The sequence below is a fragment of the Parabacteroides sp. AF21-43 genome, from assembly GCF_003635435.1.
GTDB classification, from domain to species: domain Bacteria; phylum Bacteroidota; class Bacteroidia; order Bacteroidales; family Tannerellaceae; genus Parabacteroides; species Parabacteroides distasonis.
On the sequence record NZ_QTMG01000003.1, the window covers coordinates 1 to 26,942 of the forward strand.

At 42.0% G+C, this 26,942-nt stretch carries 30 protein-coding genes; 17 read left to right on the plus strand and 13 right to left on the minus strand.

The genetic code is table 11. The annotated features are described in order from the left end of the window. Positions 1-130 precede the first annotated feature (130 nt). On the plus strand, positions 131-358 hold the full coding sequence (locus DWX84_RS03090; RefSeq protein WP_010182987.1) for a hypothetical protein: 228 nt from the start codon (positions 131-133) through the stop codon (positions 356-358). 77 nt (positions 359-435) lie between these two features. Further along, positions 436-687: a hypothetical protein gene (locus DWX84_RS03095; protein WP_005862263.1), complete on the plus strand. Its 252-nt coding sequence runs from the start codon at positions 436-438 to the stop codon at positions 685-687. Positions 688-748: 61 nt separating this feature from the next. Here DWX84_RS03095 and DWX84_RS03100 read toward each other — a convergent pair whose 3' ends face one another. Next, positions 749-1,210 carry a type I restriction enzyme HsdR N-terminal domain-containing protein gene (locus tag DWX84_RS03100; protein ID WP_005856901.1) on the minus strand — a complete coding sequence of 154 codons (462 nt, stop codon included), beginning with the start codon at positions 1,208-1,210 and terminating at the stop codon, positions 749-751. Positions 1,211-1,266: 56 nt separating this feature from the next. Between DWX84_RS03100 and DWX84_RS03105 the strand changes: the two genes are divergently transcribed. The 5 genes from DWX84_RS03105 to DWX84_RS03125 all read left to right on the plus strand — a co-directional run bounded on the left by DWX84_RS03105 (position 1,267) and on the right by DWX84_RS03125 (position 6,132). After that, positions 1,267-2,043 carry an AMP nucleosidase gene (locus DWX84_RS03105; protein ID WP_005862265.1) on the plus strand — a complete coding sequence of 259 codons (777 nt, stop codon included), beginning with the start codon at positions 1,267-1,269 and terminating at the stop codon, positions 2,041-2,043. 19 nt (positions 2,044-2,062) lie between these two features. Next, a complete protein-coding gene (gene holA / locus DWX84_RS03110; protein WP_005862267.1) occupies positions 2,063-3,085 on the plus strand; it encodes a DNA polymerase III subunit delta in 1,023 nt (340 codons plus the stop codon). An 841-nt stretch (positions 3,086-3,926) separates the two neighbouring features. Beyond that, positions 3,927-4,376: a helix-turn-helix domain-containing protein gene (locus DWX84_RS03115; RefSeq protein ID WP_005856911.1), complete on the plus strand. Its 450-nt coding sequence runs from the start codon at positions 3,927-3,929 to the stop codon at positions 4,374-4,376. Between the two features lie 65 nt (positions 4,377-4,441). Continuing rightward, positions 4,442-5,227 (plus strand): dihydroorotate dehydrogenase electron transfer subunit, encoded by a 786-nt coding sequence (locus tag DWX84_RS03120; RefSeq protein ID WP_005862271.1) that lies wholly within the window; start codon positions 4,442-4,444, stop codon positions 5,225-5,227. Continuing rightward, positions 5,215-6,132 (plus strand): dihydroorotate dehydrogenase, encoded by a 918-nt coding sequence (locus DWX84_RS03125; protein ID WP_005862273.1) that lies wholly within the window; start codon positions 5,215-5,217, stop codon positions 6,130-6,132. Before DWX84_RS03120 ends, DWX84_RS03125 begins: the two co-directional genes overlap by 13 nt. A gap of 101 nt (positions 6,133-6,233) precedes the next feature. Here the strand turns inward: DWX84_RS03125 and DWX84_RS03130 are convergent, their stop codons facing one another. Beyond that, on the minus strand, positions 6,234-6,995 hold the full coding sequence (locus tag DWX84_RS03130) for an exodeoxyribonuclease III (RefSeq protein ID WP_034530498.1): 762 nt from the start codon (positions 6,993-6,995) through the stop codon (positions 6,234-6,236). Positions 6,996-7,131: 136 nt separating this feature from the next. On the opposite strand from DWX84_RS03130, the gene DWX84_RS03135 reads away from it, so the two are divergent. Then, complete coding sequence (locus DWX84_RS03135) at positions 7,132-7,836, plus strand: MgtC/SapB family protein (protein WP_005856919.1); 705 nt, start codon at positions 7,132-7,134, stop codon at positions 7,834-7,836. Positions 7,837-7,845: 9 nt separating this feature from the next. Here DWX84_RS03135 and DWX84_RS03140 read toward each other — a convergent pair whose 3' ends face one another. Genes DWX84_RS03140 through serB form a run of 3 tightly spaced genes read right to left on the minus strand, consistent with a single transcriptional unit; the run spans position 7,846 to position 9,860 of the window. Next, positions 7,846-8,316 carry a C-GCAxxG-C-C family protein gene (locus DWX84_RS03140; protein WP_048927304.1) on the minus strand — a complete coding sequence of 157 codons (471 nt, stop codon included), beginning with the start codon at positions 8,314-8,316 and terminating at the stop codon, positions 7,846-7,848. Beyond that, a complete protein-coding gene (locus tag DWX84_RS03145) occupies positions 8,303-8,608 on the minus strand; it encodes a Dabb family protein (RefSeq protein WP_005862281.1) in 306 nt (101 codons plus the stop codon). Before DWX84_RS03145 ends, DWX84_RS03140 begins: the two co-directional genes overlap by 14 nt. 25 nt (positions 8,609-8,633) lie before the next feature. Next, a complete protein-coding gene (serB, locus tag DWX84_RS03150; protein ID WP_005856925.1) occupies positions 8,634-9,860 on the minus strand; it encodes a phosphoserine phosphatase SerB in 1,227 nt (408 codons plus the stop codon). A gap of 101 nt (positions 9,861-9,961) precedes the next feature. On the opposite strand from serB, the gene DWX84_RS03155 reads away from it, so the two are divergent. Then, on the plus strand, positions 9,962-10,555 hold the full coding sequence (locus DWX84_RS03155; protein ID WP_005862283.1) for a hypothetical protein: 594 nt from the start codon (positions 9,962-9,964) through the stop codon (positions 10,553-10,555). 24 nt (positions 10,556-10,579) lie between these two features. Here the strand turns inward: DWX84_RS03155 and DWX84_RS03160 are convergent, their stop codons facing one another. The 5 genes from DWX84_RS03160 to DWX84_RS03180 are packed head-to-tail and all read right to left on the minus strand — an operon-like array spanning position 10,580 to position 15,272. Continuing rightward, on the minus strand, positions 10,580-12,889 hold the full coding sequence (locus tag DWX84_RS03160) for an outer membrane beta-barrel protein (protein ID WP_048927303.1): 2,310 nt from the start codon (positions 12,887-12,889) through the stop codon (positions 10,580-10,582). Positions 12,890-12,934: 45 nt separating this feature from the next. Beyond that, a complete protein-coding gene (locus DWX84_RS03165; RefSeq protein ID WP_048927302.1) occupies positions 12,935-13,342 on the minus strand; it encodes a hypothetical protein in 408 nt (135 codons plus the stop codon). 8 nt (positions 13,343-13,350) lie between these two features. Next, entirely contained in the window at positions 13,351-13,719 is a 369-nt protein-coding gene (locus tag DWX84_RS03170; protein ID WP_048927301.1) for a GntR family transcriptional regulator, read from the minus strand. Further along, on the minus strand, positions 13,716-14,432 hold the full coding sequence (locus DWX84_RS03175; protein WP_005856935.1) for a hypothetical protein: 717 nt from the start codon (positions 14,430-14,432) through the stop codon (positions 13,716-13,718). Before DWX84_RS03175 ends, DWX84_RS03170 begins: the two co-directional genes overlap by 4 nt. 12 nt (positions 14,433-14,444) lie before the next feature. Then, positions 14,445-15,272, minus strand: coding sequence for an ATP-binding cassette domain-containing protein (locus tag DWX84_RS03180; RefSeq protein WP_121961124.1), 828 nt, complete (start codon positions 15,270-15,272; stop codon positions 14,445-14,447). A 657-nt stretch (positions 15,273-15,929) separates the two neighbouring features. On the opposite strand from DWX84_RS03180, the gene DWX84_RS03185 reads away from it, so the two are divergent. Both DWX84_RS03185 and DWX84_RS03190 read left to right on the plus strand, forming a co-directional pair. After that, positions 15,930-16,430: a thioredoxin family protein gene (locus DWX84_RS03185; protein WP_005856939.1), complete on the plus strand. Its 501-nt coding sequence runs from the start codon at positions 15,930-15,932 to the stop codon at positions 16,428-16,430. Positions 16,431-16,672: 242 nt separating this feature from the next. Further along, complete coding sequence (locus DWX84_RS03190; RefSeq protein ID WP_048927299.1) at positions 16,673-17,353, plus strand: hypothetical protein; 681 nt, start codon at positions 16,673-16,675, stop codon at positions 17,351-17,353. A 98-nt stretch (positions 17,354-17,451) separates the two neighbouring features. On the opposite strand, the gene DWX84_RS03195 is transcribed toward DWX84_RS03190, so the two are convergent. Further along, entirely contained in the window at positions 17,452-18,825 is a 1,374-nt protein-coding gene (locus DWX84_RS03195; RefSeq protein WP_005856943.1) for an aminopeptidase P family protein, read from the minus strand. A 112-nt stretch (positions 18,826-18,937) separates the two neighbouring features. Here DWX84_RS03195 and DWX84_RS03200 point away from each other — a divergent pair, with 112 nt between their 5' ends. Genes DWX84_RS03200 through DWX84_RS03225 form a run of 6 tightly spaced genes read left to right on the plus strand, consistent with a single transcriptional unit; the run spans position 18,938 to position 22,709 of the window. Then, a complete protein-coding gene (locus DWX84_RS03200; protein ID WP_005856945.1) occupies positions 18,938-19,282 on the plus strand; it encodes a hypothetical protein in 345 nt (114 codons plus the stop codon). Between the two features lie 18 nt (positions 19,283-19,300). Further along, positions 19,301-19,726, plus strand: coding sequence for an ATP-binding protein (locus tag DWX84_RS03205; RefSeq protein ID WP_005856948.1), 426 nt, complete (start codon positions 19,301-19,303; stop codon positions 19,724-19,726). A 3-nt stretch (positions 19,727-19,729) separates the two neighbouring features. Continuing rightward, positions 19,730-21,109 (plus strand): [Fe-Fe] hydrogenase large subunit C-terminal domain-containing protein, encoded by a 1,380-nt coding sequence (locus DWX84_RS03210; RefSeq protein ID WP_008772157.1) that lies wholly within the window; start codon positions 19,730-19,732, stop codon positions 21,107-21,109. Beyond that, a complete protein-coding gene (locus DWX84_RS03215) occupies positions 21,096-21,440 on the plus strand; it encodes a DRTGG domain-containing protein (protein ID WP_005856952.1) in 345 nt (114 codons plus the stop codon). Before DWX84_RS03210 ends, DWX84_RS03215 begins: the two co-directional genes overlap by 14 nt. Next, complete coding sequence (locus tag DWX84_RS03220; RefSeq protein WP_048927298.1) at positions 21,437-22,183, plus strand: PHP domain-containing protein; 747 nt, start codon at positions 21,437-21,439, stop codon at positions 22,181-22,183. The genes DWX84_RS03215 and DWX84_RS03220 overlap by 4 nt, the downstream gene beginning before the upstream one ends. After that, positions 22,176-22,709 (plus strand): ATP-binding protein, encoded by a 534-nt coding sequence (locus DWX84_RS03225; RefSeq protein WP_005862300.1) that lies wholly within the window; start codon positions 22,176-22,178, stop codon positions 22,707-22,709. The genes DWX84_RS03220 and DWX84_RS03225 overlap by 8 nt, the downstream gene beginning before the upstream one ends. 299 nt (positions 22,710-23,008) lie before the next feature. On the opposite strand, the gene DWX84_RS03230 is transcribed toward DWX84_RS03225, so the two are convergent. Both DWX84_RS03230 and gyrA read right to left on the minus strand, forming a co-directional pair. Next, on the minus strand, positions 23,009-24,226 hold the full coding sequence (locus DWX84_RS03230) for a lipopolysaccharide assembly protein LapB (protein ID WP_005856958.1): 1,218 nt from the start codon (positions 24,224-24,226) through the stop codon (positions 23,009-23,011). 42 nt (positions 24,227-24,268) lie between these two features. Then, positions 24,269-26,881, minus strand: coding sequence for a DNA gyrase subunit A (gene gyrA, locus DWX84_RS03235; RefSeq protein WP_122377420.1), 2,613 nt, complete (start codon positions 26,879-26,881; stop codon positions 24,269-24,271). Positions 26,882-26,942 lie beyond the last annotated feature (61 nt).

Here is a 26,942-nt window from a genome sequence, read left to right on the forward strand (position 1 = left end):
CGTGTGAAGTAAATCTGTATCATGTCACTTCTATGTCGGCACATTAAAAATGTAATTATTTTGAAATAATATGCAGCGTTTATCGTTTTATAAGCATCTAAGCTTATATAGTCATAAAAACAAGTTAGACATGAAGCCATTGATTTTATCTTTTTTTGCGGTTTTATTAGGATACTCATTCTTTTTCGATAAAGATGATGAAATAAAATTGCGTAATGTTGACCAGATATCGTTGGAATCTAATTCTACGATGCCTGAGAGGGGTGATTCTGTCACTTTGTATGCGAAAAGGCTCCCTAATACTCCGGAATATATTTTACGAATCGCAAAACCGGAGGATTATCTCTTTACGAAGTGAAATTTTCGTGTTAAAATATTTGTTTATTTGACGAATATTGCTATGTTTGTGCCCATGTAACTTTTAATGCGTGGGATATGGATTTGAAATCTACTCAATATATAGAAAAAACAGGAAGTGTCGCAAAGGCATTCCTGTTTCTTTTTCTTCTCTTTCTATCAAGCATATATAATCTGTTTAAGTTTGCCAGCCTTGAAAATGAGGAGGTAGAAGTATCAGATATGGTGCTACCTTCTAAGACTTCCGGTGATGTCGAGTATATAGAACAAGATGACTTATCTGCAAACTGTAAATTCCTAATCGATAGAACTACTCACTGGTTGGGCTGAGTAAGCCCTTATCTGATCCGTGCGAGTGCATAGAAGGGTAAGGGGGACTTATTTTAGATAATTAAACGATTTTCTCCAATAGATTGTATTCCGGTATATCTTCGAGGAAAGCATACGTCTGTTTCTCATAGTCAATTTTGCAACAAAAATGACGGATGCCGTTGCTTACGGTTAAGTATTTTACGTGTAAGACCATGTTATAACGTACGATTTGATCGAATACAGCGCTTGTTATCTCGATATGTGGAGCTTTATATTCAATAATCATTAGAGGTGCTAGAAACCGATTGTATGCAACGGTATCGCATCGTTTGGATGTTCCGTTTAGTTTTACCGCTACTTCATTCGCTAAAAGTTCTTGAGGATAGTTTTTTTCCGTGACCAAATAGTTCACGAAATGTTGTCGTACCCATTCCTCTGGCGTTAATGCGACAAATTTTCGGCGTACAGGATCCCAAATAGAAGGCTTTCCTGCTTTCTCCGTAACTTTGACTGAGAATTTTGGTAGATTTAATGGGAGCATTTGCTATATTTGCTATTTATATTCTAAACTAAAATGCACCTCAAAGGTAGTTATTTATGAGAACAAAACAAGAAATCGTAGAAAATTGGCTGCCTCGTTATACCGAGCGAAAGCTAGAAGACTTCACTAAGCACATATTACTCACTAACTTTACTAAATATGTCGAGATATTTGCGGATCATTTTAATGTCCCGATTTTGGGATTGAAAAGTTCGATGCCCAATGCCTCGGCAGAAGGGATTACCATTATCAATTTTGGGATGGGAAGTGCGAACGCTGCTACAATCATGGATTTATTGTCAGCAGTCATGCCCAAAGCGGTGCTTTTCCTCGGTAAATGTGGAGGATTAAAAAGAGCGAATGTATTAGGGGATTATGTATTGCCAATAGCGGCGATCCGAGGTGAGGGAACGTCGAATGAGTATTTACCACCTGAGGTACCTTCATTGCCCGCTTTTTCAATGCTTCGTGCCATTTCTTCCGCCATACGTGATCATGGAAAAGATTATTGGACAGGTACGATTTACACGACAAATCGCAGGGTTTGGGAATACGATAATGATTTCAAGGAATATCTTCGTAGTACGCATGCCACTGGTATCGATATGGAAACCGCAACCTTGCTTACTGCCGGTTTCGCTAACCAAATACCTACGGGTGCATTGTTGATGATATCGGATAAACCGATGGAAGAAGATGGTGTAAAAACAGAAGCGAGTGACCGGAAGGTAACTCAACAATTTGTAGGAGAACAGGTAATGTTGGGAGTTGAAGCTCTTCAACAGATTTTGGATGGTAAGAAAACCATCCGTCATATCCGTTTTAGTTGGTAATAGCGAAACCTCATAATTTATGGCAAAAAAAGAAATTACTTTCGAGGAGATTTGTAGGGATATAACAGCAAGGAAGTTTCAGCCTGTTTATGTGTTAATGGGCGAAGAGCCTTTCTTCATCGATCAAATAACAGATTTGTTATTAAAAAGCGTATTAGAGGAATCTGAGAGAGATTTCAATCAGATTATTCTATACGGCGCAGATACAGATGCCATTTCTATTATCAATGCGGCACGTCGTTTTCCGATGATGTCCGAATATCAATTGATCGTTGTTCGAGAGGCTCAATTAGTGAGAGATATAGAGTTGCTGAGCAGTTATGTGAAGAATCCTTTGTCATCAACTATTTTGGTCATAAATTACAAATATAAGACTTTAGATCGCCGTCGTGCGTTAGCGGCCGCAACCGATAAAAACGGTATTTTATATGAGTCAAAAAAGATCCCGGATTATAAAATGCCGAGTTTTATCACCTCTTTGATGCAACAGCGTTCTATCGGTATCGATCCAAAAGCCGCTCAAATGCTCTCAGATTTCCTTGGAAACGATTTAAACCGTCTCAATAAGGAATTAGATAAGCTGGCAATTATCTTGGCTGAAAAGGCCTCAAAACGCATCACACCGGAATTGATCGAGCAAAATATAGGGATTAGTAAAGAATACAATAACTTTGAGCTGATAAAGGCACTTGCCATGAAGGATATATTAAAGGCTAACCGGATCGCTCAGTATTTTGAGAAAAACCCTAAAAGTAATCCGATACAGATGACACTTCCTGTATTATTTAACTATTTCTCAAACTTGCTGATTTGTTATTATTCAAAGGATCGATCGGAATCAGGATTGATGACCGCACTTGGTTTACGGGGAACTTATCAAGTAAAGGACTATCTTTTGGGGATGAAAAATTATCCAGCGATGAAAGTTTTTAATTTGATCAGCGATATCCGAACAACTGACGCAAAATCTAAGGGAGTGGAAAACTCTTCAGCGACAGATGCAGATTTACTAAAAGAATTACTTTACAAAATTTTACATTAAACAGAAATCATAGACTTAGTGCAGGCAAAAGGGCCTTTTTTCCTAGAATGATGAAAAAGTCAAACTGGAAAAAGAGGCCTTTTTGTTTATTTATCAATTAATTACGCATATTTTATCTCTCTGAGATTTTAAAATTTATTCAATCACGTACCTTCTTCCTCAAAAATTCCAAGAAATCCATACTTAAAGCTATAATCGGTATAGCCATAGATTGCCTTCATTATCCGTTAAAGGAAAAATAGACAAGTTGGCAGTAAAATAAATAGAGTAAAATTATATTGTATACAAATATAACCGAGAAATGGATGTTTACAATCATATATACAATAAAAGTATTTGGGTAGATTACAAATGTTGGTGGTTTTTGTAATCATTATATAGGCGTTACAAATGTACCATGTTTACATTACTAATATAAATCATGGATTACTATATATTTCTTTATCCACGTAAGATTTGCTATAAATTATAAATAACCAGTTTTTTATATAGAAATATTGATTGTTTACATTAACTAAACATGTTTTTTCGTCTACAAACGTATAAAAACCCCCTAACTATACATCATATGTATTATTATATTTACATATAAATCAGATATATATGCTATTTTTCTAAAGTTTTTCTAAATACTCTATACCTCCTTCTTGAACACGGTTTACAGTTCTACCCATCACATATGTATCGGCTTGACACATATGTATCAATTTAGTTTTATAAAAATAAATTGCACAAATGGAAATATTGATTTATCTTTGTATCTGGTTTACTTTATGGAGATTTATCTTAGTAAACGGTCATAATGGCAGTATTCTAGTAAGAATTTAAGATATATATGAATATGAGAGATCGTATTTTAAAAATAATGGAACGTGAAGGACTTACCCCTTCTAAATTTGCCGAATCGATCGGTATACAGCGTTCGGCAATGTCACATATTATATCTGGGAGAAATAATCCGAGTTTGGATGTTCTGCTAAAAATACTGGAACGGTTCACTTATGTTGATTCTGACTGGCTATTGTTTGGCAAAGGCGAAATGATCCGAGAACATGTGTTAACTGAACCTAATTTGTTTACAAATATGCTTGAAAATCGTCCCAATGTACAAGTTGTTGCCGAAAATCGCAAGGAAATTGGGGTTGAGACACCTGTAAACATCCAGAAACAACCTGTTGTAGAGCAAGTTATATGCCAAGAAAAGCCTTCTAAAAATGTTAGTAAAATAATGATATTTTACTCCGACAATACGTTTGATACTTTCGTCCCTGAAAAAAACAAGAAAGACTAAGGTAAACTGTTCGGTATATACGTTATATTCATGTATCTTTGCGGATAAATTGAGTAATCGTGTATATGAAGAAGTACATCTTAGACATGAAGGTGACTGAAAACTGTCACCTTCATAAAAATTATTGCCTGCTAAAGTTAACCTCGGATGGGAATCTTCCAGAGATGCTTCCCGGACAATTTGTAGAGGTTCATGTAGAAAACTCTCCTACAACATTCTTACGTCGTCCGATTTCCGTCAACTATGTAGATAAGTCTAAAAATGAGTTGTGGTTATTGATTCAACTTGTTGGTGATGGCACGAGAAAAATGGCAGAATTCCGTCCCGGTGATATTGTAAACATAATGCTACCACTGGGTAATAGTTTTACAATTCCTTCCAAGGAACAGGAGAACAAAAGACTTTTGCTGATTGGTGGTGGTGTTGGAACCGCTCCGATGTTATATCTAGGAGCTTGTTTAAAAGATGCCGGTTTTGAGCCTACTTTTCTACTTGGGGCTCGTTCTAAGGATGATGTATTGCAATTAGATGAATTCCAGAGATTTGGTAAGGTTTATATCACAACCGAAGATGGTTCGCTAGGCGAGAAAGGGTATGTGACTAACCATACGATCCTTAAAGAGGTTCGATTTGACCAGATTTATACTTGTGGTCCTAAACCAATGATGGTGGCGGTAGCGAAATACGCAGGTGCGGAAGCTATTTCTTGCGAGGTTTCTCTTGAGAACACGATGGCTTGTGGCATAGGTGCTTGTTTGTGCTGCGTAGAGAAAAACAAGGAAGGTCATAATGTGTGTGTATGTACAGAAGGTCCCGTATTTAATATTGAGAAATTGTCATGGCTGAATTAAATGTAAACATTGGGAATTTACCGTTGAAAAATCCGGTAATGACAGCATCCGGCACGTTCGGATATGGTATAGAATATGCTGATTTCATGGATATTTCACGTTTGGGGGGTATTTTCGTGAAAGGTACCACTATCCAACCTCGTGAAGGTAATGATTATCCAAGAATGGCGGAGACTCCTTCCGGAATGTTGAATGCCGTGGGGCTTCAGAATAAGGGCGCCGATTATTTCGCAGAGCATATTTATCCGGAGATCAAGGACATCGATACGAATATGATCGTAAATGTGAGTGGATCTTCGGTTGAAACGTATGTCGAGTGTGCGGAAAAGATCGCAGAGTTGGATAGGATTCCCGCTATCGAACTGAACATTTCTTGTCCGAACGTAAAGCAAGGTGGTATGGCTTTCGGCGTTACTACGTGTGGTGCAGGAGAGGTTGTTAAGGCTGTTCGTAGGGTTTATCCAAAGACACTTATTGTAAAACTTTCTCCTAATGTAACTGATATTACGGAGATCGCTAAAGCTGTTGAAGCGGAGGGTGCGGATTCTGTTTCGTTAATTAATACGATGCTTGGAATGGCCATCGACGCAGAGAAACGTAAACCTATATTATCTACAATAACTGGAGGTCTTTCCGGGCCTTGCGTAAAACCTGTAGCTCTACGTATGGTATGGCAAACGTATCATGCGGTAAAGATCCCAATTATAGGTTTGGGAGGTATTTCAAATTGGAAAGATGCCGTGGAGTTCATGTTAGCTGGGGCTAGTGCTATCCAGATCGGAACTTATAACTTTGTAGATCCAACTGTTTCTATCAAGGTTATTGATGGATTGAATGACTATTGTGACCGACATGGTTTTAAATCAGTAAAAGAGTTGATCGGAGCATTGGATATTCAGAGATAATCTAAGTTCATTTATAGACTTTATTTCCATTTTTTCAATAATAAAAAAGGATGTGTTCGCTTACGCAAAAAGAACACATCCTTTCTTTTTATTATGAAAGATTATTCGATCTCTAATACGGCCGGACAATGATCAGAATGTACGGCATCGTTTAATATATAAGCGGCTTTAACTTTCGGCTTCATATTGTCGCTAACCATACAATAATCAATACGCCATCCTTTATTTTTAGATCTGGAATTGAAGCGATAACTCCACCATGTATATTCTTGCTTATCCGGGTTCAAGAAGCGAAATGTATCCGTAAAACCTGCGGATAAGAAGCGAGTCATCCATTCCCGTTCTTCCGGAAGGAAACCACTGTTCTTTGCGTTCCTGATCGGATCATGAATATCTATCGGCTCGTGGCAAATGTTGTAATCGCCACAGAGAATTAAGTTCGGACGGGATTTCTGTAACTCAACGACATATTTCTGGAAATCTTCCAACCATAACATCTTAAAATCCTGCCGTTCATCCCCACTAGTCCCGGAAGGATGATAGACACTTACGATCGATACATCCCCGAAATCCGCACGGAGAAAACGTCCCTCATTATCATACTTCTCGATCCCCATTCCATACTCGATATGATCCGGTTCCTGTTTCGTAAGAATGGCCACGCCACTATATCCCTTCTTTTGGGCACTAAACAAATAAGACTTATATCCTAAAGCCTCGAATGTTTCCGATGGAAACTGGTCTGGTTGTAACTTTGTCTCTTGGATACATAACACGTCTGGCTGTTCTTGAGCCAACCATTCGGGCAAGCCTTTACCTACGGCAGCCCTTAATCCATTTGTATTGTACGTTATTATTTTCAATTTTTCTAAGTTTAGAGGTGAATGACTTTTATTCTGTCTCAAAGATACAACTTTTGACGATTTTACATTGTTTTCATTCCATAATCGGTACATAGAAATTTTCTATATTTGTATAACTTAGAATGAATGACAGACTATGCTGGAACATTTGAACGATATTTTAGAGAATACTCAGATAACGGCCTCGACCGCCGCCGTACGATTAGCTATCAGCTTCGTGCTTGGCGCTATTATCGGTGTAGAAAGACAATTTCGCCGCAGGGACGCTGGTATGCGAACCTTTACCTTGATCTGTATGGGATCTGCCGCCGCCATGTTGATATCTATCTGGATACCACAAACCTATCCGAATTTCTTGAATGGAGATCCGGGGCGTATCGCCGCCCAAGTCCTTACAGGTATTGGTTTCTTGGGAGCAGGAGCTATTATTCAAAGTCATGGAAGCGTGCATGGACTCACTACGGCGGCTTGTATTTGGGTAATGGCTGTAGTAGGTTTGGCCGCTGGTGCCGGTATGTTCTTGGCCGCTTCTATCACTACGGCATTTACCTTGTTCGTATTGGTTTCTTTAGAAAGGCTGGAGCGACGTATGTATTTGGATGGTGTTAATAAAATACTTACGATAAATTGCTCAACCTCGACTCCCGATCTTAAAGGTATCCGGAAAATCTTGGAAAATAGGAGCATATTTATCGTAAGTCTTTCTTATGAGCATAATTACGACAAGAATACATCGACAATTACCTATAAAGTCAATGTGAAATCCAAGTCCTCTTACAGTGAGTTATTCACTGAGATTCGAAAACTTGGTTACATTTCACAAATACGTCTTCTAGCTTGACAATGCCGTTTATTCAAGTTCACCCTTTAGCATATGCCCGGCGATACGAGCCGCTTCCTCAACGTATTTACCGCAAGGACGTTTGGCATAATACTGTTGCGTGCGTGCGGAAGGAGCGGGATTCGTCGATGTCTCTTCCGGAGGAAGAAGGCTACGGCAAATGATCGTCCCATGTTTCTCCTTGAATAAATCCGCCATTTTTTGTACCATGCCATAGTTGCGGGCACGCGCCTCTTGATCTAGCGGATCAAATACCGGATACTTAAATCCGGCTAACATCGCCATTGCGTTTACGGTACCACAAACCTCACGCATGCGTCCGACACCTCCTCCAAAAGATACAGACATCTTTTTCGCCAGCTCTAAATCCAACTCGAAGACATCCGAATAAGCGAGGAATACAGATTGAGCGCAATTATATCCGGACTCGAAGTTGTGGACCGCTTGGTTCACACGCTCCTCTATATCAAAGGATTTCATAGTCAACACAAGCTCTGTCCGCCTTTACCGGGCCAATAATTCCTTTAGCGACCGCTACATGTTCCGGATGATTAGCGTATGTATTTACATCTTCCAAGGTAGGCAATTCAGTAGTTAAAATAATATCCCAAGTCTCCGCCGGATTACAATTAAAATCTACACGGATCATTTTCAATACGTCTATCTTATTGATTAAGGCTTCCAGTTTATCCTTAATTTCTTGCATTTTGGCTTGCTTCTCAGCCGGAGTTTGAAACTCCCTCAACTTAAACATTACAATATGTCTGATCATAATCGCTATACGTTAATTATATATATTACATCTGTTCATCCAAATACGAATCCTTGTATCCAAGGAAATATAAGATACCATCGAGGCCAATCGTAGAGATAGATTGCTTGGCGGTCGCCTTAACCTTTGGTTTGGCATGGAAGGCGATACCTAGACCGGCGATACTAATCATCGGCAAGTCGTTCGCCCCGTCGCCAACCGCTACAGTCTGGCGAATATCTACGTTCTCCACTTGCGCGATCAGGCGTAATAACTCCGCTTTACGCTTCCCATCTACGATATCACCCACATGATTACCCGTTAGCTTGCCATTCTCGATCTCAAGCTCGTTGGCGTATACATAGTCGATATTATATTTTTGTTTAAGGAAATTACCGAAATAAGTGAAACCTCCGGAAAGGATAGCGATCTTGAAGCCCACCTTTTTCAAGATACGCATCAAGCGGTCCACACCTTCGGTGATCGGCAGATTCTCGGCGATCTCCTGCATCACGGATACGTCCAACCCCTTTAATAAGGCACAACGCTGGCGGAAGCTCTCGCAGAAATCGATCTCTCCACGCATGGCTGCCTCTGTAATCGCTTTTACTTGATCGCCAACTCCGGCACGTATCGCCAACTCGTCGATAACCTCCGTCTCTATCAAGGTAGAGTCCATATCGAAACAAATCAGACGGCGCATACGGCGATACATGCTATCCTCTTGGAAAGAGATATCCATCTCAAGCTCCGTGGAAAGTTTCATGAACTCCGCTTTCATGCACTCCTTGTTTTTCGGGGTACCACGTACGGAAAACTCCACGCTCGCCTTAGGAGTACGGGCATTCTCGTCCAACGGGATACGTCCCGTGAGCCGCTTGATATCATCAATATTCATATCTTGCTCCGCTACGATCCGGGAAACACCCGCAATTTGCTTGGCCGTAAGCTTTCGGCTTAATATCGTGATGATATACCGGTTCTTGCCTTGCATACCTACCCATTTACTATATTCTTGCTCTGTAATGGGATTGAAACGGATATTGACGTCTAATTCGTAACTCTTGAACAGTAGTTCTTTTAATATATCGCCGGAATTTCCTTCCGTGCTTTGAAACAAAATACCCAATGATAAATGGTTATGGATATCCGCTTGACCGATATCGAGGATAACAGCGTTGTTCTTGGCTAGAATCTCCGTAAGAGCTGCCGTTACACCCGGACGATCCGCACCATTGATATTTATCAGTATTATTTCGTCGTTTTGTGCCATATTTGTCATTCTATTAGGCAAAAGTACGTAAGAATTATCGAAAAAGAGTACATTATATTGAACATTTTTGCTTATATTTGTTTTATCGTATTAACGACAAAATGTTTAATGAGAACCTGGCAACCTTAAAAAGTCCTGACCGGCAGGCGAAATGTATGAGAATCCAATTTGAAATCAAGGAAAAGTTGCCCGACATTATTTCTGAAATACTTCATTCAGATAAGTGGCTGACTTTAGTGAGAGATGAGAATCATGGATTGCGACGTGTGACGATTAAAGATCCCTACTTTGATTCAGAGGCATGCGTCGATATCTGGGAGCATGAGATTCATGTAACGACAGCTTGGTCTAACTACACCTATCGAATCTATCAAAAAGGTAATTCTGTTTGGTGCGAATACATTGGCGCTTATAGAGGATTGTTGGAACAAAACCTTTTGCCGACAATGACTCCGAAAGAAAACATTCTGGATTCGGAAGTATTGAACAGTTCTTTGTTTGGTGACAGAAAGGAGACCTTGAGAAATTACAGCGCGGAAAACCTTAAGCTGAAGAATTTTAGGCGGGATAATTTCGCCGCGGAATATCAACTGGCTTCTCCGCAAGACCATCCTAAGATCGTATATGATGAGTTTATTAAAGAAGGGGTTCCAATTCCCCCTCCTGAAGATAGAAAAGAAAAGTCCGGTAATTAATACCGGACTTTTTTTATTTGAGGATCATCGCATGATACCCGAATCCTCGTCACTATTCCAAAGTTTCTTGTTGGTCTCCTTGAACTTGCGGCCGAAGTCAAAATTCCAAGAGAAGGTTAGCATCAACATTCGGCTGAAGTCGTTCGCGTACATGTTCGTACGGCTGGGAGCGTAAGCGTTCCGATTTTCCTCTACCCGTTTGTACTGGCTGGAGAAAGGCATCATCAATCCGGCTCCAACGGCGAATTTTCCTTGATTGTACCGGAACATAAACATATGGATATTCTCGCCGCCATGCAATAATTCGCCGACAAACGTATTATAGCTACTTTGTATCTGGAACATAGCCATGAATTTCTTGTACATAGCCATGACGGAAGCCCGGTAATACCAATTGTTATAGGTATGCGAATAACTATTTCCTTCGCTGATATAACGATTGACTCCACCTGTCACGGATAGGCTTATGATCCGCTTGATGATAGGGCCGACACGTAATGTCAAGTCACCGCTTAGTTTCTGCCATCCTTTTTGGTTATCGGTAATGCGAATGAACTTATTGTTTTCCCGTATCACTTCCTCCATGATCCGGTCCGGGCTATTACTGTAATAAAAGTTTAAGTCTCCGGTGAATATTCCTTTTTTATATAGATAATTGGCTTGCATGTCATAACTCTTATAGGGTTTCAGATAAGGATTTCCCCGGCGTATCTGTAGCGTATCGATATATTGCTCGATGGCGCTTAGTTCCGATAGGCTAGGTGAGACATTATTTACGCTACCGTTTACCCGGAAATACATATTATCCGTAAAGTTATATTGTAAGGATACCTTTGGGCGGAACGTATAATATTGATAATCTTCCTCGCCTTCTTGCTTGAACCATGAGCGGGAGACACCTATTCCGGCGGTATAATTCAACTTCTTGACACGTCCGCTGAATTCCGTATAGAGATACGTCTCCGACTGTTTCATCTTGGTTCGTCCTCCAACCGTTCCGCTGTAGGTGTTATCCGTCCACGATTGGGTGTGTTTCAATCCTCCTCCCAATCGACCGGCCTCGAATTGCCGTTCGTAGATTCCCTCGCCGATGATGGAATATTTGTCTCCGTCCACGTTCGACAAGATATCCGATAAGAGGATATCGTTTTTCCATTCTTGATACATTTGGTTTGCGTTCGTATGTATGTACGTACCTACCATATTAAGTATCAATGTCTGCTTATGTGGTAAGGAGCGTTGGTAATAAAGGTCGAGGGAAGGACGTTTGGTAGAGTTGCTATTTGGATTCCAAGCGTATGTCTTATCTTCGGGATTATTGTTGGTATACAGGTTCTTGCCGCCACCTTTATCCTCGTCTGATAAGAAATAGCGTAGCGTAGCATTGAAATAATAATGGTCGTTATCTACCAGATTATAATTAAGAGAGAGGTTATGAGCGGTCTCGGACATTCCTCTTGGCAGACCTTCCGAGGTACGTTCCATCGTCTCGCCACTCTCTAAGCGGAAGGTCTCGACTCCTTCCGTCCAGATATGATACGGATTCCGGTAACGGACGGCGTATTGCAATCCGAACTCTGATTTCTTATGATTGAACTTCGTCGATACCTGATCGTCTCCAAAAGAGGTGGTCGGTGAATTACTAAGATCCAGATTGACAGAACCGCCGCTAGTTTCCCTCCGGACAATGTAGTCGAGTACGACAGAGGCGTTACCGTAACGTAAGCCCGGATTATCATGATATTCTACCCGGATTACCTCCTGTGGCGATAAGCCCCGGATATCGGATAGCTCCACCTTGATACCGTTGATGCAGAATTGAATCGTCCCTTCATTCGGTAGCGATACGCTATTCCGGATCGGGTCTACTTCCAAACGAGGAAGCATCAAGGCGTTCAATAGGTTGATGCCATTGCTGGAGGCCGCTTTTTGCTCGGAGGTAGGGAACGCGATCTTACGGTCCGCCGTATTACGGATAGCGGAAGCGTTGACCGTGACTTCATCTAAGGATATAGAGGAGGATGCCAATGAGATCGTACCGAGATCTATAGGCTGGGAAAGTCCCAGCACGGAGACTACCGAAGTCTTGTAACCTATGGAGGAAACAGATACTTGATAATCTCCGGCCTTGACTTTCTCGATCCGGAAAAGTCCTTTACTATCCGTCGTCGTCCCTGTGATGAATGCGGAATCGGCTGTTTGAAGCGTGATATTCGCGAACTCAAGAGGAGACTTGTCGGATAGATCGATGACTTTCCCCCGGATCTGTAATTGTTGTGCCCGAATACCCCAAGAAAAGGATATAAGAAGGGCTGCCATAATGATTTGTTTCATTATAGTACGATTTAATGATTAAGAAATAATGTGTGTATGTGCTTGTTACTTAGTCCAAATCTCTTCTCCGTTCAGACGGATCTTCTGGATATTGTTGATACGGATATGCAACGTGAGATTTTTATCTTTCCCGGCGTACCTCGCCCCGCTAACCAATAATAGAGAATCATGGCGGCTGACTTCCGGCAAATACCGTTTCATTCCCTCGTAATAGAGTAACGACCGGTCCTTTGCTTCCAGTATTTGCCCCCGGGGAAATTCGGAGGCGGTTCTCGTATCGACTTTTATGTTTTCTGCTTTCAACTCCGGATTATCTATCTGGATAATCTGAAACTTTTGCGTGAAACCTGTAAGGCATTTTTCCGACGTAAACTGGGCAACGCCGAAAGTGAGGGCTGGAACGATATATAATGTCGCTATCAAGGCGATAAATACGCGATTACTTTTTTTCATGATTGTCTTTATTTAATGGTAGATATATATAATGTATAGGCTTTCGTAAGCTCGTCGATACCTACATCTAGCAGGTGCATCTCCTTGAAGACGGCGGGAAGTACCTCTTCCACGAACTGGTTATGGCGCATCTCACGGATTTTTTGCTCGGCGTCGGAAGCGACGAAGTAGCCGATCCCACGCTTATTGTAAATAATCTCATTCGCTTGCAGACGTTCGAAGGAACGCATGACCGTGTTCGGATTCACTTCCATCTCTACTGCCAGTTCCCGTACGGACGGGATACGGCTATCGGCTTTGTAATTACCACTCAATACCCGGTCGCAAATCCGCTCGGCTATTTGGATAAATATGGATTGATTCGTATTGTAGTTCATCTTAGTTCCTTTTCTTTAAGTTTTAGATAAGCGACGTATAAGACCACGAGGGTCGCGATGAGAAATGCGGGTGTAAAGGCAAAGCTCAGCCAATACACGGCGGTATAAAGCGGGGAAGATTCATAACAAAAACTATTCATACCCGGCTGGATATTCAAGATGTTTATGCATAGATAAACAATCCCTATGATAGAAGCGATTATCAATATATATCCACCACAAGCGATTCCTAAAGCATACTTCTTGAATGTGACGTAAGAGAGGAACATCAAGGAACCGACAAACGCCAGCATGGTGAAATCTTGCAAGGTCATGATAATGTCCTTGAATGCTACAGGCTGTATATGAATGAGCATTGAGGCTATTCCCGTCCCAGTCCAGAACGTGACTTGGTATGCTAAGAATACCACGATGCCTTCGATTAGGATAGCGGCATATTTCTCTTGGTTGCTCGCGGGAAGCGTTAAGAACAATCCTCTAGGGCGGTGTATCATTAAGTTTACGTAGCTACAGAAAGCGATAAAAGTTCCTAATGATCCCAATACATATAATGTAAAGGTACGGAATCTCGTATCCCATAAAATGGAGGATAACAGGAAAAAGAAGAGGACTCCGAGGATGACCAACACCCCATAAGCTAATTTCTTCTTATTCTCTATCCAATCTTTGCGAAGTAAAAGATTGATGCGTTGTATACTGAAATCTGTTTTCATAACTATGTGTATTTAGGAGTTCATGATTCTTTGGATCTCTTTGGGATACGTTATCGCCGCGTTAAAGAGCAACTCTAAGGATACGGCTGTCTCTTCCTTGTCCTCCCGTGCGGTGACGCCTATTGTCCCTTGCGGGGTAGGCTCGGAATAAAGAGCTTTCTCTTCCGGTAGGAGTGGTCCGAAATAAAGTTTCTCGCCGATCTCGTTCAACGTCTTATTCAATAGGGTTTGCCTTTGGTCTAAGATCAATACCGTGTCGATCAAGCTTTCCAGATCCCTGACCTGATGCGTGGAGATAATAACCGTCTGATTGTCATCTATCAAAGAGGCTACCAGTCTGCGGAATGTCGCTTTCGAGGGAATGTCCAGCCCATTTGTTGGTTCATCCATTAGAAGCAGGGGCGTATGAGCGGCCAGCGCCAAGGTTATCGCCACCTTTTTCCGTTGTCCTTGAGACATTTTCGACAGGCGATCGGATAGATTGATCTCAAACGATTCTACGCAAGCCTTACAGATATCGTCCCTAAATGTCGGATAAAAAGGCGCGTACATCTTTATATATTCTATGGCGGTGACCTCAGGCATGGAGATTTCCTCCGGCAATAAGAAGATCTGTTGCAAGAAACGAGCGTTTCTCTCGGAAGGAATTTCCTCCAATACGAGGCAAGAGCCTTGATCCGGAAAGATCTGTCCGCTTAGAAGGTTTAGAAGCGTAGTCTTTCCTTCACCGTTCTTTCCCAATAAGCCACAGATGTGTCCCGATCCAACCTCAAGATTGATACGATCAAGTACCTCTTTTTTGCGGCTATAGCTGAATGAGAGTTCTTTTAATGTAATCATATGTTTAGCTGCTTTAGTGTATTAGTTTAATAGTACACTGCAAATGTAGTGGAAGTTTTTGAATAAACAAGAGGGAAGGGTATTTTTTTCCTTTTATTTTTCAAGATGGCAGTACAAGGTGATTAAAGGGAATCTCTTAATGCTATTAGCCTCTTTTCCAAGAAGGATTAGCGGTTTGCTCTTGAAGCATTGCTAATTTTTCAGTTGGTGCATGATCATCTAACGGCTGTTGGAAGATCATGCACCAACTGTTAGATGATTATGCAACAGCCGTTGGATAATCTATACTTAAAGATGAAATCGCTAAGGATTCCCTGTTATCGGTCTAAAGGTAGGGGAGCGGGAAGCTAATGATTCTTGATGATTTTGCGGTTCTCTCGGGGAGAAAAAGGTACTCTACTTCTAAATTTATGTTGCAAAACAGTTAATTTTTTGTCGATGTGTGCGCTAAAACATATAAAAAAGCTTGCTAATTTGCAGAAAATCGCTATATAATTTGGTGGAAAGAAGTATTTGGCTTTATATTTGCACCCGTTAAAGACAAGTAAGTGTCTCTTTAGCGAAAGAAACATGCTTGTTTACGATCCTGAAAATCAGGAATCGGGAGTTTGTCCCCCGGGAGATTCCCCCGATTAAGTTTAACGTAAAATTGAAAATATGAAGGTAAGAGCTTATGTTCTCATCGCATCGGTAGCGTTATTAGGAATGTCTGCCGGTTCGAAAAAGGCGAAACTTACCGAGGGTGTGAATCCCGGTGATCTAGCTCCGAGAATAGAGTTTTTGGGAAACGACGCTAAAGCCAGTTTCCACAACCAATTAGGACGTTATACATTGCTCAACTTTTGGGCGGCTTACGATGCGGAATCGCGGGCTCGTAACGTGCAATTGGCGAATGAGGTTAACAAGTTTGGTCCGGACAAAATCGCGATGTGTTCGATCTCTATGGATGAGAAAGAATCTATTTTTACCGAGACGGTAAAGATTGACAAGTTGGATCTGTCAACGCAATTTCACGAAGGACTGGGTAAAGAGTCAGAGTTGTACAAGAAGTATGATTTAAGAAAAGGTTTCAAGAACTTCTTGATTAACGACGAAGGAGTGATAATCGCCGCCAACGTCACCCCGGAAAAACTGACCGAGATTCTGAAAGCAATTTAATCAGTATTATTTAGCAAAGAGGGCTGTTCCACTTCAAGATGGGACAGCCTTTTTTTTATCGATTCACGAGTTTTCGTTTCGAGATGATGAAATATCATGTATAGTCTGAGAAGGAAATGTACGCTTTCTTTTTAAGTCCGTGTTTATTATTAACTCTTTTTGATTTATTAACCCTAATGGATAGGGTGATTGAGAAGGTCCTCTGTCTTTACTGTAAATGAACAACTAACATCCTATAAATAATGAGATCTATACTTTTCTTTATTTGTTTGATCTTTACCTTTGGGGGACAGGCGCAAGAGGAAGAAAAATCCCATATGTGGAAAGTAGAACTCTCCGGTGCCTTGAATAATAATTCAGCATGGGAGGTAGAGCCATCTGTTACTTATCTACCGATTCCTTATGTGGGAATTACTATGGGGTTGCTTTTCTGTAATACGATTGAGAAAGATAGTTATACGGGGTTTTCAAGAGATAATCAGTGGTTCTGGGATTCAGATGAGAGTAATCCGGGCTGTCATTTCTTTGCGTTACGTCCGGCCATCCAGTTAGTAACTCCCGCTTTTAAATTCGGGAAAGACAAGGATACGGGACTCTCTTTGGTCGTTTCACCCGGATTAACCATTCCTTTGCCTGTCAATCAAGAGTTTAATATAAGCTATGTTCCAAACACTCCAGGGGTATGGATACCTCAAAAATTCGATCATATAAAGAACAAGGGAGGTAAATCGTTATTTTATCATATTAAAAGTATGTTGAGCCTCTATATAGACCAGCGGTATATATTCTCTTTGGGGTATATATTCTCGAATTTTGATTTATATAGTGGAGGGCGAAACTTCGTTGTAGAGGGGAAAAGGCTTAGTATGCCTCGGATTCGTTTTATGCATTCGTTCTTTCTAAGTATTGGATACCGCTTTTAAATCGTTTCATACATTGTCTTTATCGTTTAGCCCAAAAAGGGAGAGCTGTTTTAAGGCTCTCCCTTTTGCATAAGCTTATATATAATAATGTATAGGATTTATCGAATAGCTTCCACTTCTTCCGTACGCAAAGGGATCTTCTTTCCTAATAGACGAGCGCCGTTCTCGGTAATCAGATAGTCTTCCTCGTTACGTATGCCACTGAAATCCTTATATGTAAACAACTTCTCGTAATTGATGAATTCGGTGAACTTGTTCTGGCCTCTCCATAAATCCATTAATTCAGGGATGAAGTATACACCCGGCTCGATGGTCAAGACAAAACCCGGTTCCAGCTTACGTCCCAAGCGCAATGACTTACGTCCGAATTCCGTACTCTTCGGCTGTCCGTCATAACCAACGTATACCTCTCCCAGATTCTCCATATCATGTACATCCAATCCCATCATATGGCCTAAGCCACAAGGCATAAACATGGCGTGAGCACCGGCTTTTACGGCCTCCATCGGATCTCCTTTCACGAAACCAAGGTCCTTTAAACCCTCCATGATCACTTTACAAGACAACTCATATACATCCACGAAAGGAATACCCGGGCGCAAAGCCGCTACGGCAGCTTCATGGGCGGCTACTTGAATATCATAGATGTCTTTTTGACGGGTCGTGAACTTAGAGTCGGCCGGGATGGTGGATGACATATCTCCGGCATATCCCATCTCAGTCTCGGCACCGGCGTCCAATAACAGCATATCGCCGCTCTTAATCATATGACTATGATCATGGTTGTGCAAGGTCTGCCCATTGATCGTGGCGATGATAGGGAAGGAGAGCTGGTAATTGTTGGCGAAAGCGACTTCCGCAACGGCAGCCGCTACATCCGACTCCCGGATTCCCGGACGTACGGTACGCATGGCAGTCAGGTGCATATCAGCGGTTACGATACAAGCTTTCTCGATCTCGGCGATTTCTTCCTCGCTCTTGTAATTCCGTTGGTTTACGACACCCATGATGAAAGGCACGGAAGGTTTCTCCGCGCCGGGTACGATACCCAACCATTGGAATAACTTGATCTGGTGTTCCGCACGATACGTCGGCAGATAATGGATTGGCTGGCCTTTTTGCTGGGCATTCTTCAAGTAAGTCTCGATCTCCTTGAAAGGACGGACTTCCTTGATACCTGCGGCCTCGCTCTTCTCTTTTAGGGTGGGCTGCGTACCCATCCATACAATCGCGTCTATAGTCAACTCATCGCCAAAGATGATCTCCTTATCGTTATCGATATCGATGATAGCGGATAACCCGGCGTATGGCAATCCGAAGAAATACAAGAAGGTAGAGTCTTGACGGAAGTGATACGTATTATCGGCGTAGTTCATCCCACTCTCGTCGTTTCCAAGGAATAGCAACAAACCGGAACCTATGGTTTGTTTCAGCTTAGCCCGGCGGGCCATATAAGTTTCTTTACTGAACATAAGGATTATTTTTTGTTAGTGTACCAAAGATAGTAATTAATGTAATATACTAGGCCGACATTCGAAATTATTTCTTACATTAGCCCATGTAAAATGTAACCTCTGGTACCTTATGAAGATTCAAAGAATTCAAGAACTTACCGATGCCTCCATCGTCTGTGGCTCAGAGAAACGGGAGAACGATGTGCAGTGCGCTTTTGCCAGCGATCTGATGAGTGACGTGCTTACGCTGGATTGTGGCGATGTGCTGTTGGTGACAGGACTTTGTAATTTGCAAACGATCCGTACCGCGGAGATGGCGGAAGTTTCTTATATACTTTTCGTGCGGGGGAAGAAAGTAACCCCGGATATGCTGGAGCTGGCTCGTGAGAACAATATGGTTCTTCTGGAGACAGATCATTCTATGTATCATACGGTCGGAGAGCTTTATAGCGCGGGGCTCCTTCCTATATATTAAGAAAGGAGGTCGTGAGATATGCTATTTAAGTTTGAGTTGGAGGGCGGTAATTTCTCGAAGGCGGGTTATGCGTCTAGCCAGATAAAGAAGGTCTTGAAGCAATTGGCTATCGATCCCCGGATCATTAAGCGGGTGGTCGTGGCGCTTTATGAGGCGGAGGTGAATATCGTGGCTCACGCTTGGAGAGGAACGGTTGTCGCTGAATTGGACGCTGATAAAATATCTTTGGAACTGAAGGATGAAGGGCCCGGAATCCCGGATATATCGCTAGCTATGCGTGAAGGGTATTCGACGGCATCCGAGGCCGTGCGTGAGATGGGATTTGGTGCCGGAATGGGACTTCCAAATATGAAGAAGAACGTAGATGAATTAACGATCGAGAGCCAAGTAGACGTAGGTACCACGGTACGTATGGTCACATGGTTTAATAAAGAAGGAGCGTAGACCATGGAGGAAGCTAATTTTTATCATGCCTTGAAGATTGACAATGACCGCTGTATAGGCTGTACGCATTGCATGAAAGAGTGCCCTACGGGAGCGATCCGTATCCGGGATGGTAAGGCTTTGATCCATAAGGATTGGTGCGTGGATTGCGGCGAGTGCTTGAAATCGTGCCCGACAGAGGCTATCTATGTGGAGCAGGATGACTTCCAGCGTATATTTGATTATAAATGCAGGGTAGCGTTGATGCCCACGGTATTTATCGGGCAGTTCTCAAAGTACACGACCGAGAAGGAAATTATCAGCGCCGTTATGGAACTGGGCTTTACCCATGTTTTCCAAGTAGAGTTTACCGCCGATATGATCCATAAGGAAATGGTACGGCAGATGGAAAACGCCGAGGAAAAGCCGGTGATCAGTTCTTTTTGCCCCGCTATCGTCCGGTTGATACAAGTCCGTTTCCCTGCGCTGGTGGATAATATCTTATTGGTGAAAGCGCCGGTAAACGCCTCGGCCACTTATTATCATAAGATATTGGAAGGGCAAGGTATTCCCTCGGAAGAGATCGGTATCTTTTATGTTACGCCTTGCGCGGCGAAAATCGCGGCGTTGAAGGGAGCGGAAGGTTATTCATCTACGATCAAAGGCGTGATAAATATGGATACCCTATATAATAAGGTATACCATATTCTTAAGAATCGCCCGAGAGGATATGAGCCGGAATGTGAGCTTCCTCCGCCATTAACGAAAAAAGAGATGCGATGGAGCCAGACAGGAGGGGAGGCCAAACATTTCTCCGGTCGTTGCCTCGCGATCGATGAGATCCATAATGTGATCGATTTCTTGGAACGAATGGAAACGACCAGCGAGGTACGTAACGTGGACTTTCTGGAACTGAGGGCTTGCGACCGTAGCTGTGCCGGAGGTGTATTAGCCGTAGCGAACCGTTTCCTCACGGCCGAGCGTATCATGAAGCGATCCATGAACCGGGATAAAGTACCGATGATATACGCCGCCGATAATTTCGAGGCTTTATCCTATTTGAGGCAGCATATTACGATCCGTCCGGTGCAACCGAATCCCAAACGGTTGTACGATGGAACGATCGATGAGATGCTGAAGAAAATGGAGCAAGTGCGGAAATTGATGTGCTACCTACCGGGAATCGATTGTGGCGCTTGCGGCAGCCCGAACTGTCAAAGCTTGGCCGAGGATATCGTACGCCACGAGGCTCAATTCAGTGATTGCGTATTTATGCAACGTAATATGGAGAAGCACGGTAAACTAGACCAAGAGCATGCCTTCCGTATCGTTGAGAAGACATGGGGGAAAGATCGTTTAAATAAGGATTGTTATAAGAAAGGAGCTAAATATGAAGGTTTGTGATTTAGTGAAGATGTTGAATCTTACTGTATTTTGTGGAGAAGAGGGCCTTGATACAGAGATAACCGGGGGCTATACGAGCGATTTACTAAGTGATGTCATGGGACATATCGAGGAGGGTATGCTATGGATTACCATGCAAACGCATCAGAATATACTGGCCGTGGCTACTTTAAAAGACGCCTCCGCGGTATTGATCGTGAACGGAACCTCTCCAGATGATGAGACCTTACAAAAAGGTAGGGAAGAGGCTGTCCCTCTTTTAGGAACTACACGTTCCGCGTTCGAGGCTTCCGGTATGATTTACCGCTTATTACAGAATGAGAATGGATGAAACAGTATTTAGCTGATTTACATATCCATACTTGCCTGTCGCCATGCGGCAGTCTGGAAATGAGTCCATCGGAGATCGTGCGTCGTTCCTTAGCGAAAGGTTTGGATGCTATTGCCATTACGGACCATAATACGACCTTACAATGCCCGGAGATTCAATCCCTTGGCGAGAGATTCGGACTAAGGGTCTTTGCGGGCGTAGAAGTTACGACCCGTGAGGAAGCGCATTGTCTGGTTTATTTCCCGACCGATGAATCCCGTAAGCGATTCCAACGATATTTAGAAGAGCATCTCCCTCCAATTCCAAATGATCCGGAACGTTTTGGCGATCAAGTTTGGGTGAATGCGGAGAATGAGATTCTAGGAGAAGTACCCTATCTTTTGCTCTCCGCCTTGGATCAAAGCGTAAACCAAATAGCCGCTCAAGCACGTAAGGTGGATGCTCTATTTGTAGCCGCCCATGTAGAACGTCCGTCATTCAGCTTGATCAGTCAATTAGGTTTTATAGACCCCTGCTTATCTTTAGATGCTATTGAATATAATAATCAGCAAAGATACAGTAAGTTATTGTCTATTCACGGGTATTTGAAAGAGCAGACTCAATACTCAGCCTCGGATGCTCATTGCCCCGAACAAATAGGTACTCAGCCCTCCATTTGGCAAACGGAGGAATTAACCTTCGATGGCTTACGAAAGGCTTTTGATCAAAAAGACAATCACTTAATTTTCGCCTCTCATGGATAATCTCTCGTTTCATATCACGGATATAACCGCTAATAGTATCAGAGCAAAAGCTTCTGACATAGAGATAGATATACAGATAAAGGACACATCCATATGTATTCGTATCGCGGATAATGGCTGTGGTATGGATCCGGAAACAGTCTCTCTGATCCGTAATCCGTTTTATACGACTCGCACGACACGAAAAGTGGGTCTAGGCTTACCTTTCTTGATACAAAACGCGGAGCAAACAGGCGGGAATGTGGAAATATCTTCCATACAGGGAAAAGGTACGGTAGTTGTTGCTTGTTTTGTCTCATCTCATATTGATTGTCCGCCTTGGGGAGATTTGGCGGGTACAATGGCTATGCTTATAGGCAGTAATCCAGACATAAACATTCATTTCTCATATCATTCAGATCTGGTTTCATTTGATATCAGTACGCGAGAGCTTAAAGAAATCCTAGAGGACATGCCATTAAGTCATCCGAAAGTCATGCTTTATTTGAAGGAGTTAATAGCGAATCAAATAGTTGCGTCAAGCTGAATTAATCTTTTCATATAGGTGATCTGATCTTTTCACAGCTGTGATACGATCTTTTCACATCCATGAAACAAACGTTTCACAGCCGTGAAAAGATCTGTGTCTTTACTCAAAGCAGCTACAAGCTTTGCTTGAATGCACTAATTTATCCTTATCTTGCTATTAATTTTATAATTCCCATTATGTTTAATAGTATTATGAACGATCAAAAAATGACTACTCTGCGATACATGATACACAAATAAAAAACCGCCTAGTAACCTTATATTACTAGACGGTTCCATTTATTCTGAAAGAAGAAATTACTTATTCATCTCTGCTTCAATAGCATCGAATTTATCACCCATATTCAAGTTGTAGTAAATACCTCTTAAAGCGGTCATATATTCTCTTTCTTCTGGTTTCATTTGGTGAGCTTTCTCAAAGTAAGGAAGAGCTTGCTTAAAGAATTCCTTAGCTTTGCCTAATTCCTCTTGATATTGTTTTGCGTCGTTGATCATATTAGCCTCACCTTGCTTGTTTACACCTTGGTTATAATATACACGACCTAAGTTAGAGAGAGATTCGATATAGTCAGGATTGATCGCCAATGCTTTCTTGAAATACTCTTCAGCTTTAGCGTAATCTTTCAAACCAGTCTCATAAACACGGCCCATTACATCGTAAAGCTGTGGATTGTTGGAATCCTTAGCGATAGCTGTGTTCAAATATTCAATAGCTTTCTCATTTCTATTAGAATAGATGTAATTGTTTATAAGGCTCATTAAGAAATACTGTTCCTCAGGGAATTTATTCAAACCTTCTTCCAAAGTCTTCTCTAAATTCACGGTATCTTTAGCTTGCTCATACTCATAGCATAAGTATTGATATACCTCGCTTGCTCTATAATCCGTATTTTTAGCACGCTCTAACGCTGCGATAGCTTTTTGAGAATCGCCAAGTTGGGTCGCTGCTACAGCGGCATAGAACTGAACTGTCATGAAGTTTGAATCTCTTTCAGCGACAGCCTCACCTTTAAACATCGGCATATCAGATATTTTCAGGTATTGCTCGAAGAAATCGTAAGCTTTGTTATAATCTTTCTGATCGAAATAGTAAGCACCACCATTGATGTAATATACGTGGTTTGCTCCTAGGATACCTTTGATATCTTTCGTGAACTTAGGTTTAACTTTTCCTTTTTCATTAGGAAGTTGATCTAACTCATATGCTTTCTCAAAGTATGGCAAAATACTACCCAATGCCTCGTACATAACAGGCTCGTCCGGTTGTTGGCCCAAGACTTGTTTAGTTCTTTCGTTGCTGAACTGTTGATCCTCGATAAAACCGGCAACATACCAAGTTTTAGCGTCATCCTTTGTTTCTGGATTTTCCAAAGCTCCTTTAATAAGAGTTCTGGCTTCCGAGAAATCAGGAGTTGAACCCTTAGCTATACTTTGAGCCTCATTTACAGCTTTTTTCTGTGCAAAAGAGACCGATGCTGCGACACATAGTGCCACTGTTAATAATACTCGTTTCATTGCGATAGTAATTTTGAGATTAATATTTCTATTTGTTTAAAATTATTCAGTTATTTCTTCGTTATTATCTAGCTCGTTATCCTTCTCTGATTCCGGCAGATCAACATCGGTACCTAGACTAGCTTGATTCTCACTCAACTCTCTTCCCTCATTCTCTTGTCTGGCTTCTTGTTCCGCTTTTTGCTCGGCTATCTCCTCTTCACTCTCAGACAATACTTTACATACAGAAGCGATTTCGTCGTTGCGCTTTTCTAGATTAATCAAACGAACACCTTGAGTAGCACGTCCTATTACGTTCAAATCGGCCACTTTCATACGGATAGCGATACCCGACTTATTGATAATCATTAAATCGTTCTCGTCCGTAACATTCTTGATGGCAACTAATTTACCAGTCTTCTCCGTGATATTAATGGTTTTTACGCCTTTACCGCCACGATTCGTTATACGATAATCCTCGATAGAGGAACGTTTTCCATATCCCTGCTCCGATACGACGAGTACGGTCTCTTTTTCCTTGTCCTTGATACAGATCATACCAACGACTTCATCGGTATTATCCTCGTCCAAAGTCATACCTTTCACTCCGGAAGCCGTACGGCCCATTACACGTACCGCGCTTTCATGGAAACGGATCGCCCGGCCGTTACGGTTCGCTATGATCACCTCGTTGTTGCCATTCGTCATACATACTTGGATCAAGCCATCGTCTTCACGCAATGTAATAGCGTTCACACCGTTTTGACGAGGACGGGAATAGGCCTCCAACAAGGTCTTTTTGATCACACCTTTCTTCGTACAGAATAATAGGTAATGAGAATTAATGAATTCCGTATCGGTGGTTAATTTCTTAACACGTATAAAGGCTTGTACCTTATCATCCGGCTCGATATTCAGAAGATTCTGGATCGCACGTCCTTTAGCGTTCTTAGCTCCTTCCGGAATCTCGAATACCTTCAACCAATAACATTTACCTTTTGCCGTGAAGAATAATAAGGTCGCGTGCATGGATGCCGGATAGATATACTCAACGAAATCCTCGTCTCTAGTCTCGGAACCCTTCGCTCCTACACCACCACGGCCTTGCGCACGGAACTCACTTAACGGGGTACGTTTGATATATCCCATATGAGATACGGTAATGATCATCTCATCATCCGCATAGAAATCCTCCGGATTTAATTCCTCAGAGGCGTAAACGATATCCGTCTTACGTTCGTCGCCAAATTTATCCTTGATTTCCAATAATTCATCTTTGATAACCTTCATACAAAGGTCCTCATTCTCCAGAATCTCATTCAAATAAGCGATCAACTTCTCGATCTCCTCATATTCCGCACGCAATTTGTCTTGTTCCAGACCTGTCAACTGACGAAGTCTCATCTCGACAATCGCACGTGCTTGAAGCTCAGATAAAGAAAAACGTTCGATCAAACGCTCGATAGCCTCTTGCGGGCTCTTGGAAGACTTGATAATCGCGATTACCTCGTCTATATTATCGGAAGCGATGATCAAGCCTTCCAATATATGAGCTCTCTCTTCCGCTTTCCTCAATTCATATTTTGTACGCCGGATAACGACCTCATGACGGTGCTCAACAAACGCCTTGATTAAGTCTTTTAAGTTAAGCAATCTCGGACGGCCGTTCACCAAAGCGATATTATTGACGCTGAATGAGGATTGCAGAGCCGTAAGCTTATACAATTTATTCAGCACGACACTCGAGTTTGCGTCACGTTTCACGTCAACTACGATACGCATACCGCTACGGTCGGACTCGTCATTGACATTGGAAATGCCATCGATACGCTTCTCGTTTACCAGGTCAGCGATATACTTGATCAACTCAGCCTTATTTACCAAATAAGGAATCTCGGTAATAATAATCTTCTCATGATTATTCTCCACCTCAATCTCGGCTTTACCGCGAAGGATGATACGTCCCCTACCCGTCTCGAAAGCGTCTTTCACGCCTGCGTAGCCATAAATTGTAGCGCCTGTAGGGAAGTCCGGAGCCTTGATATATTGCATTAAGCCTTCTACCTCGATATCTCCCTTGGCATCGATATAAGCGATACAACCATCTAATACCTCGCTCAAGTTATGAGTCGGCATATTCGTAGCCATACCAACGGCGATACCCGATCCACCATTTACAAGTAAGTTAGGAACACGAGTCGGCAATACGGTCGGCTCCTTCAACGTATCATCGAAGTTAAGCTGGAAATCTACCGTGTCCTTATCGATATCCCGGAGCATTTCTTCGGCGAGTTTACTCAGTCGTGCCTCTGTATAACGCATAGCGGCAGGACTATCACCGTCCACTGAACCGAAGTTACCTTGTCCGTCTACTAACGGATAACGCATAGACCATGTCTGGGCCATACGAACCATGGCGAAATATACAGACAAGTCGCCATGTGGATGATATTTACCTAAAACTTCACCAACTATTCTCGCAGATTTTTTATAAGGTTTGTCGGATGTGTTACCCAGTTCATTCATTCCAAATAAAATACGGCGGTGAACCGGCTTAAAGCCATCCCTAACATCAGGAAGAGCACGTGAAACAATGACAGACATTGAATAATCAATGTATGCCGATTTCATTTCCTCTTCGATGTTAATCTTAATAATTCTGTCTTGATCAACCATTTAGTTTTATATTAATTACACTCAATATCTCACCTCTGAAAAATTGCACTAAGGTAAGGTT

Coding starts and splice junctions, on each gene's coding strand:
- DWX84_RS03090 (WP_010182987.1), top strand. CDS start 131: ATGAAGCCATTGATTTTATCTTTTTTTGCGGTTTTATTAGGATACTCA.
- DWX84_RS03095 (WP_005862263.1), top strand. CDS start 436: ATGGATTTGAAATCTACTCAATATATAGAAAAAACAGGAAGTGTCGCA.
- DWX84_RS03100 (WP_005856901.1), bottom strand. CDS start 1,210: ATGCTCCCATTAAATCTACCAAAATTCTCAGTCAAAGTTACGGAGAAA.
- DWX84_RS03105 (WP_005862265.1), top strand. CDS start 1,267: ATGAGAACAAAACAAGAAATCGTAGAAAATTGGCTGCCTCGTTATACC.
- holA (WP_005862267.1), top strand. CDS start 2,063: ATGGCAAAAAAAGAAATTACTTTCGAGGAGATTTGTAGGGATATAACA.
- DWX84_RS03115 (WP_005856911.1), top strand. CDS start 3,927: ATGAGAGATCGTATTTTAAAAATAATGGAACGTGAAGGACTTACCCCT.
- DWX84_RS03120 (WP_005862271.1), top strand. CDS start 4,442: ATGAAGAAGTACATCTTAGACATGAAGGTGACTGAAAACTGTCACCTT.
- DWX84_RS03125 (WP_005862273.1), top strand. CDS start 5,215: ATGGCTGAATTAAATGTAAACATTGGGAATTTACCGTTGAAAAATCCG.
- DWX84_RS03135 (WP_005856919.1), top strand. CDS start 7,132: ATGCTGGAACATTTGAACGATATTTTAGAGAATACTCAGATAACGGCC.
- DWX84_RS03140 (WP_048927304.1), bottom strand. CDS start 8,316: ATGAAATCCTTTGATATAGAGGAGCGTGTGAACCAAGCGGTCCACAAC.
- DWX84_RS03145 (WP_005862281.1), bottom strand. CDS start 8,608: ATGATCAGACATATTGTAATGTTTAAGTTGAGGGAGTTTCAAACTCCG.
- serB (WP_005856925.1), bottom strand. CDS start 9,860: ATGGCACAAAACGACGAAATAATACTGATAAATATCAATGGTGCGGAT.
- DWX84_RS03155 (WP_005862283.1), top strand. CDS start 9,962: ATGTTTAATGAGAACCTGGCAACCTTAAAAAGTCCTGACCGGCAGGCG.
- DWX84_RS03160 (WP_048927303.1), bottom strand. CDS start 12,889: ATGAAACAAATCATTATGGCAGCCCTTCTTATATCCTTTTCTTGGGGT.
- DWX84_RS03165 (WP_048927302.1), bottom strand. CDS start 13,342: ATGAAAAAAAGTAATCGCGTATTTATCGCCTTGATAGCGACATTATAT.
- DWX84_RS03170 (WP_048927301.1), bottom strand. CDS start 13,719: ATGAACTACAATACGAATCAATCCATATTTATCCAAATAGCCGAGCGG.
- DWX84_RS03175 (WP_005856935.1), bottom strand. CDS start 14,432: ATGAAAACAGATTTCAGTATACAACGCATCAATCTTTTACTTCGCAAA.
- DWX84_RS03180 (WP_121961124.1), bottom strand. CDS start 15,272: ATGATTACATTAAAAGAACTCTCATTCAGCTATAGCCGCAAAAAAGAG.
- DWX84_RS03185 (WP_005856939.1), top strand. CDS start 15,930: ATGAAGGTAAGAGCTTATGTTCTCATCGCATCGGTAGCGTTATTAGGA.
- DWX84_RS03190 (WP_048927299.1), top strand. CDS start 16,673: ATGAGATCTATACTTTTCTTTATTTGTTTGATCTTTACCTTTGGGGGA.
- DWX84_RS03195 (WP_005856943.1), bottom strand. CDS start 18,825: ATGTTCAGTAAAGAAACTTATATGGCCCGCCGGGCTAAGCTGAAACAA.
- DWX84_RS03200 (WP_005856945.1), top strand. CDS start 18,938: ATGAAGATTCAAAGAATTCAAGAACTTACCGATGCCTCCATCGTCTGT.
- DWX84_RS03205 (WP_005856948.1), top strand. CDS start 19,301: ATGCTATTTAAGTTTGAGTTGGAGGGCGGTAATTTCTCGAAGGCGGGT.
- DWX84_RS03210 (WP_008772157.1), top strand. CDS start 19,730: ATGGAGGAAGCTAATTTTTATCATGCCTTGAAGATTGACAATGACCGC.
- DWX84_RS03215 (WP_005856952.1), top strand. CDS start 21,096: ATGAAGGTTTGTGATTTAGTGAAGATGTTGAATCTTACTGTATTTTGT.
- DWX84_RS03220 (WP_048927298.1), top strand. CDS start 21,437: ATGAAACAGTATTTAGCTGATTTACATATCCATACTTGCCTGTCGCCA.
- DWX84_RS03225 (WP_005862300.1), top strand. CDS start 22,176: ATGGATAATCTCTCGTTTCATATCACGGATATAACCGCTAATAGTATC.
- DWX84_RS03230 (WP_005856958.1), bottom strand. CDS start 24,226: ATGAAACGAGTATTATTAACAGTGGCACTATGTGTCGCAGCATCGGTC.
- gyrA (WP_122377420.1), bottom strand. CDS start 26,881: ATGGTTGATCAAGACAGAATTATTAAGATTAACATCGAAGAGGAAATG.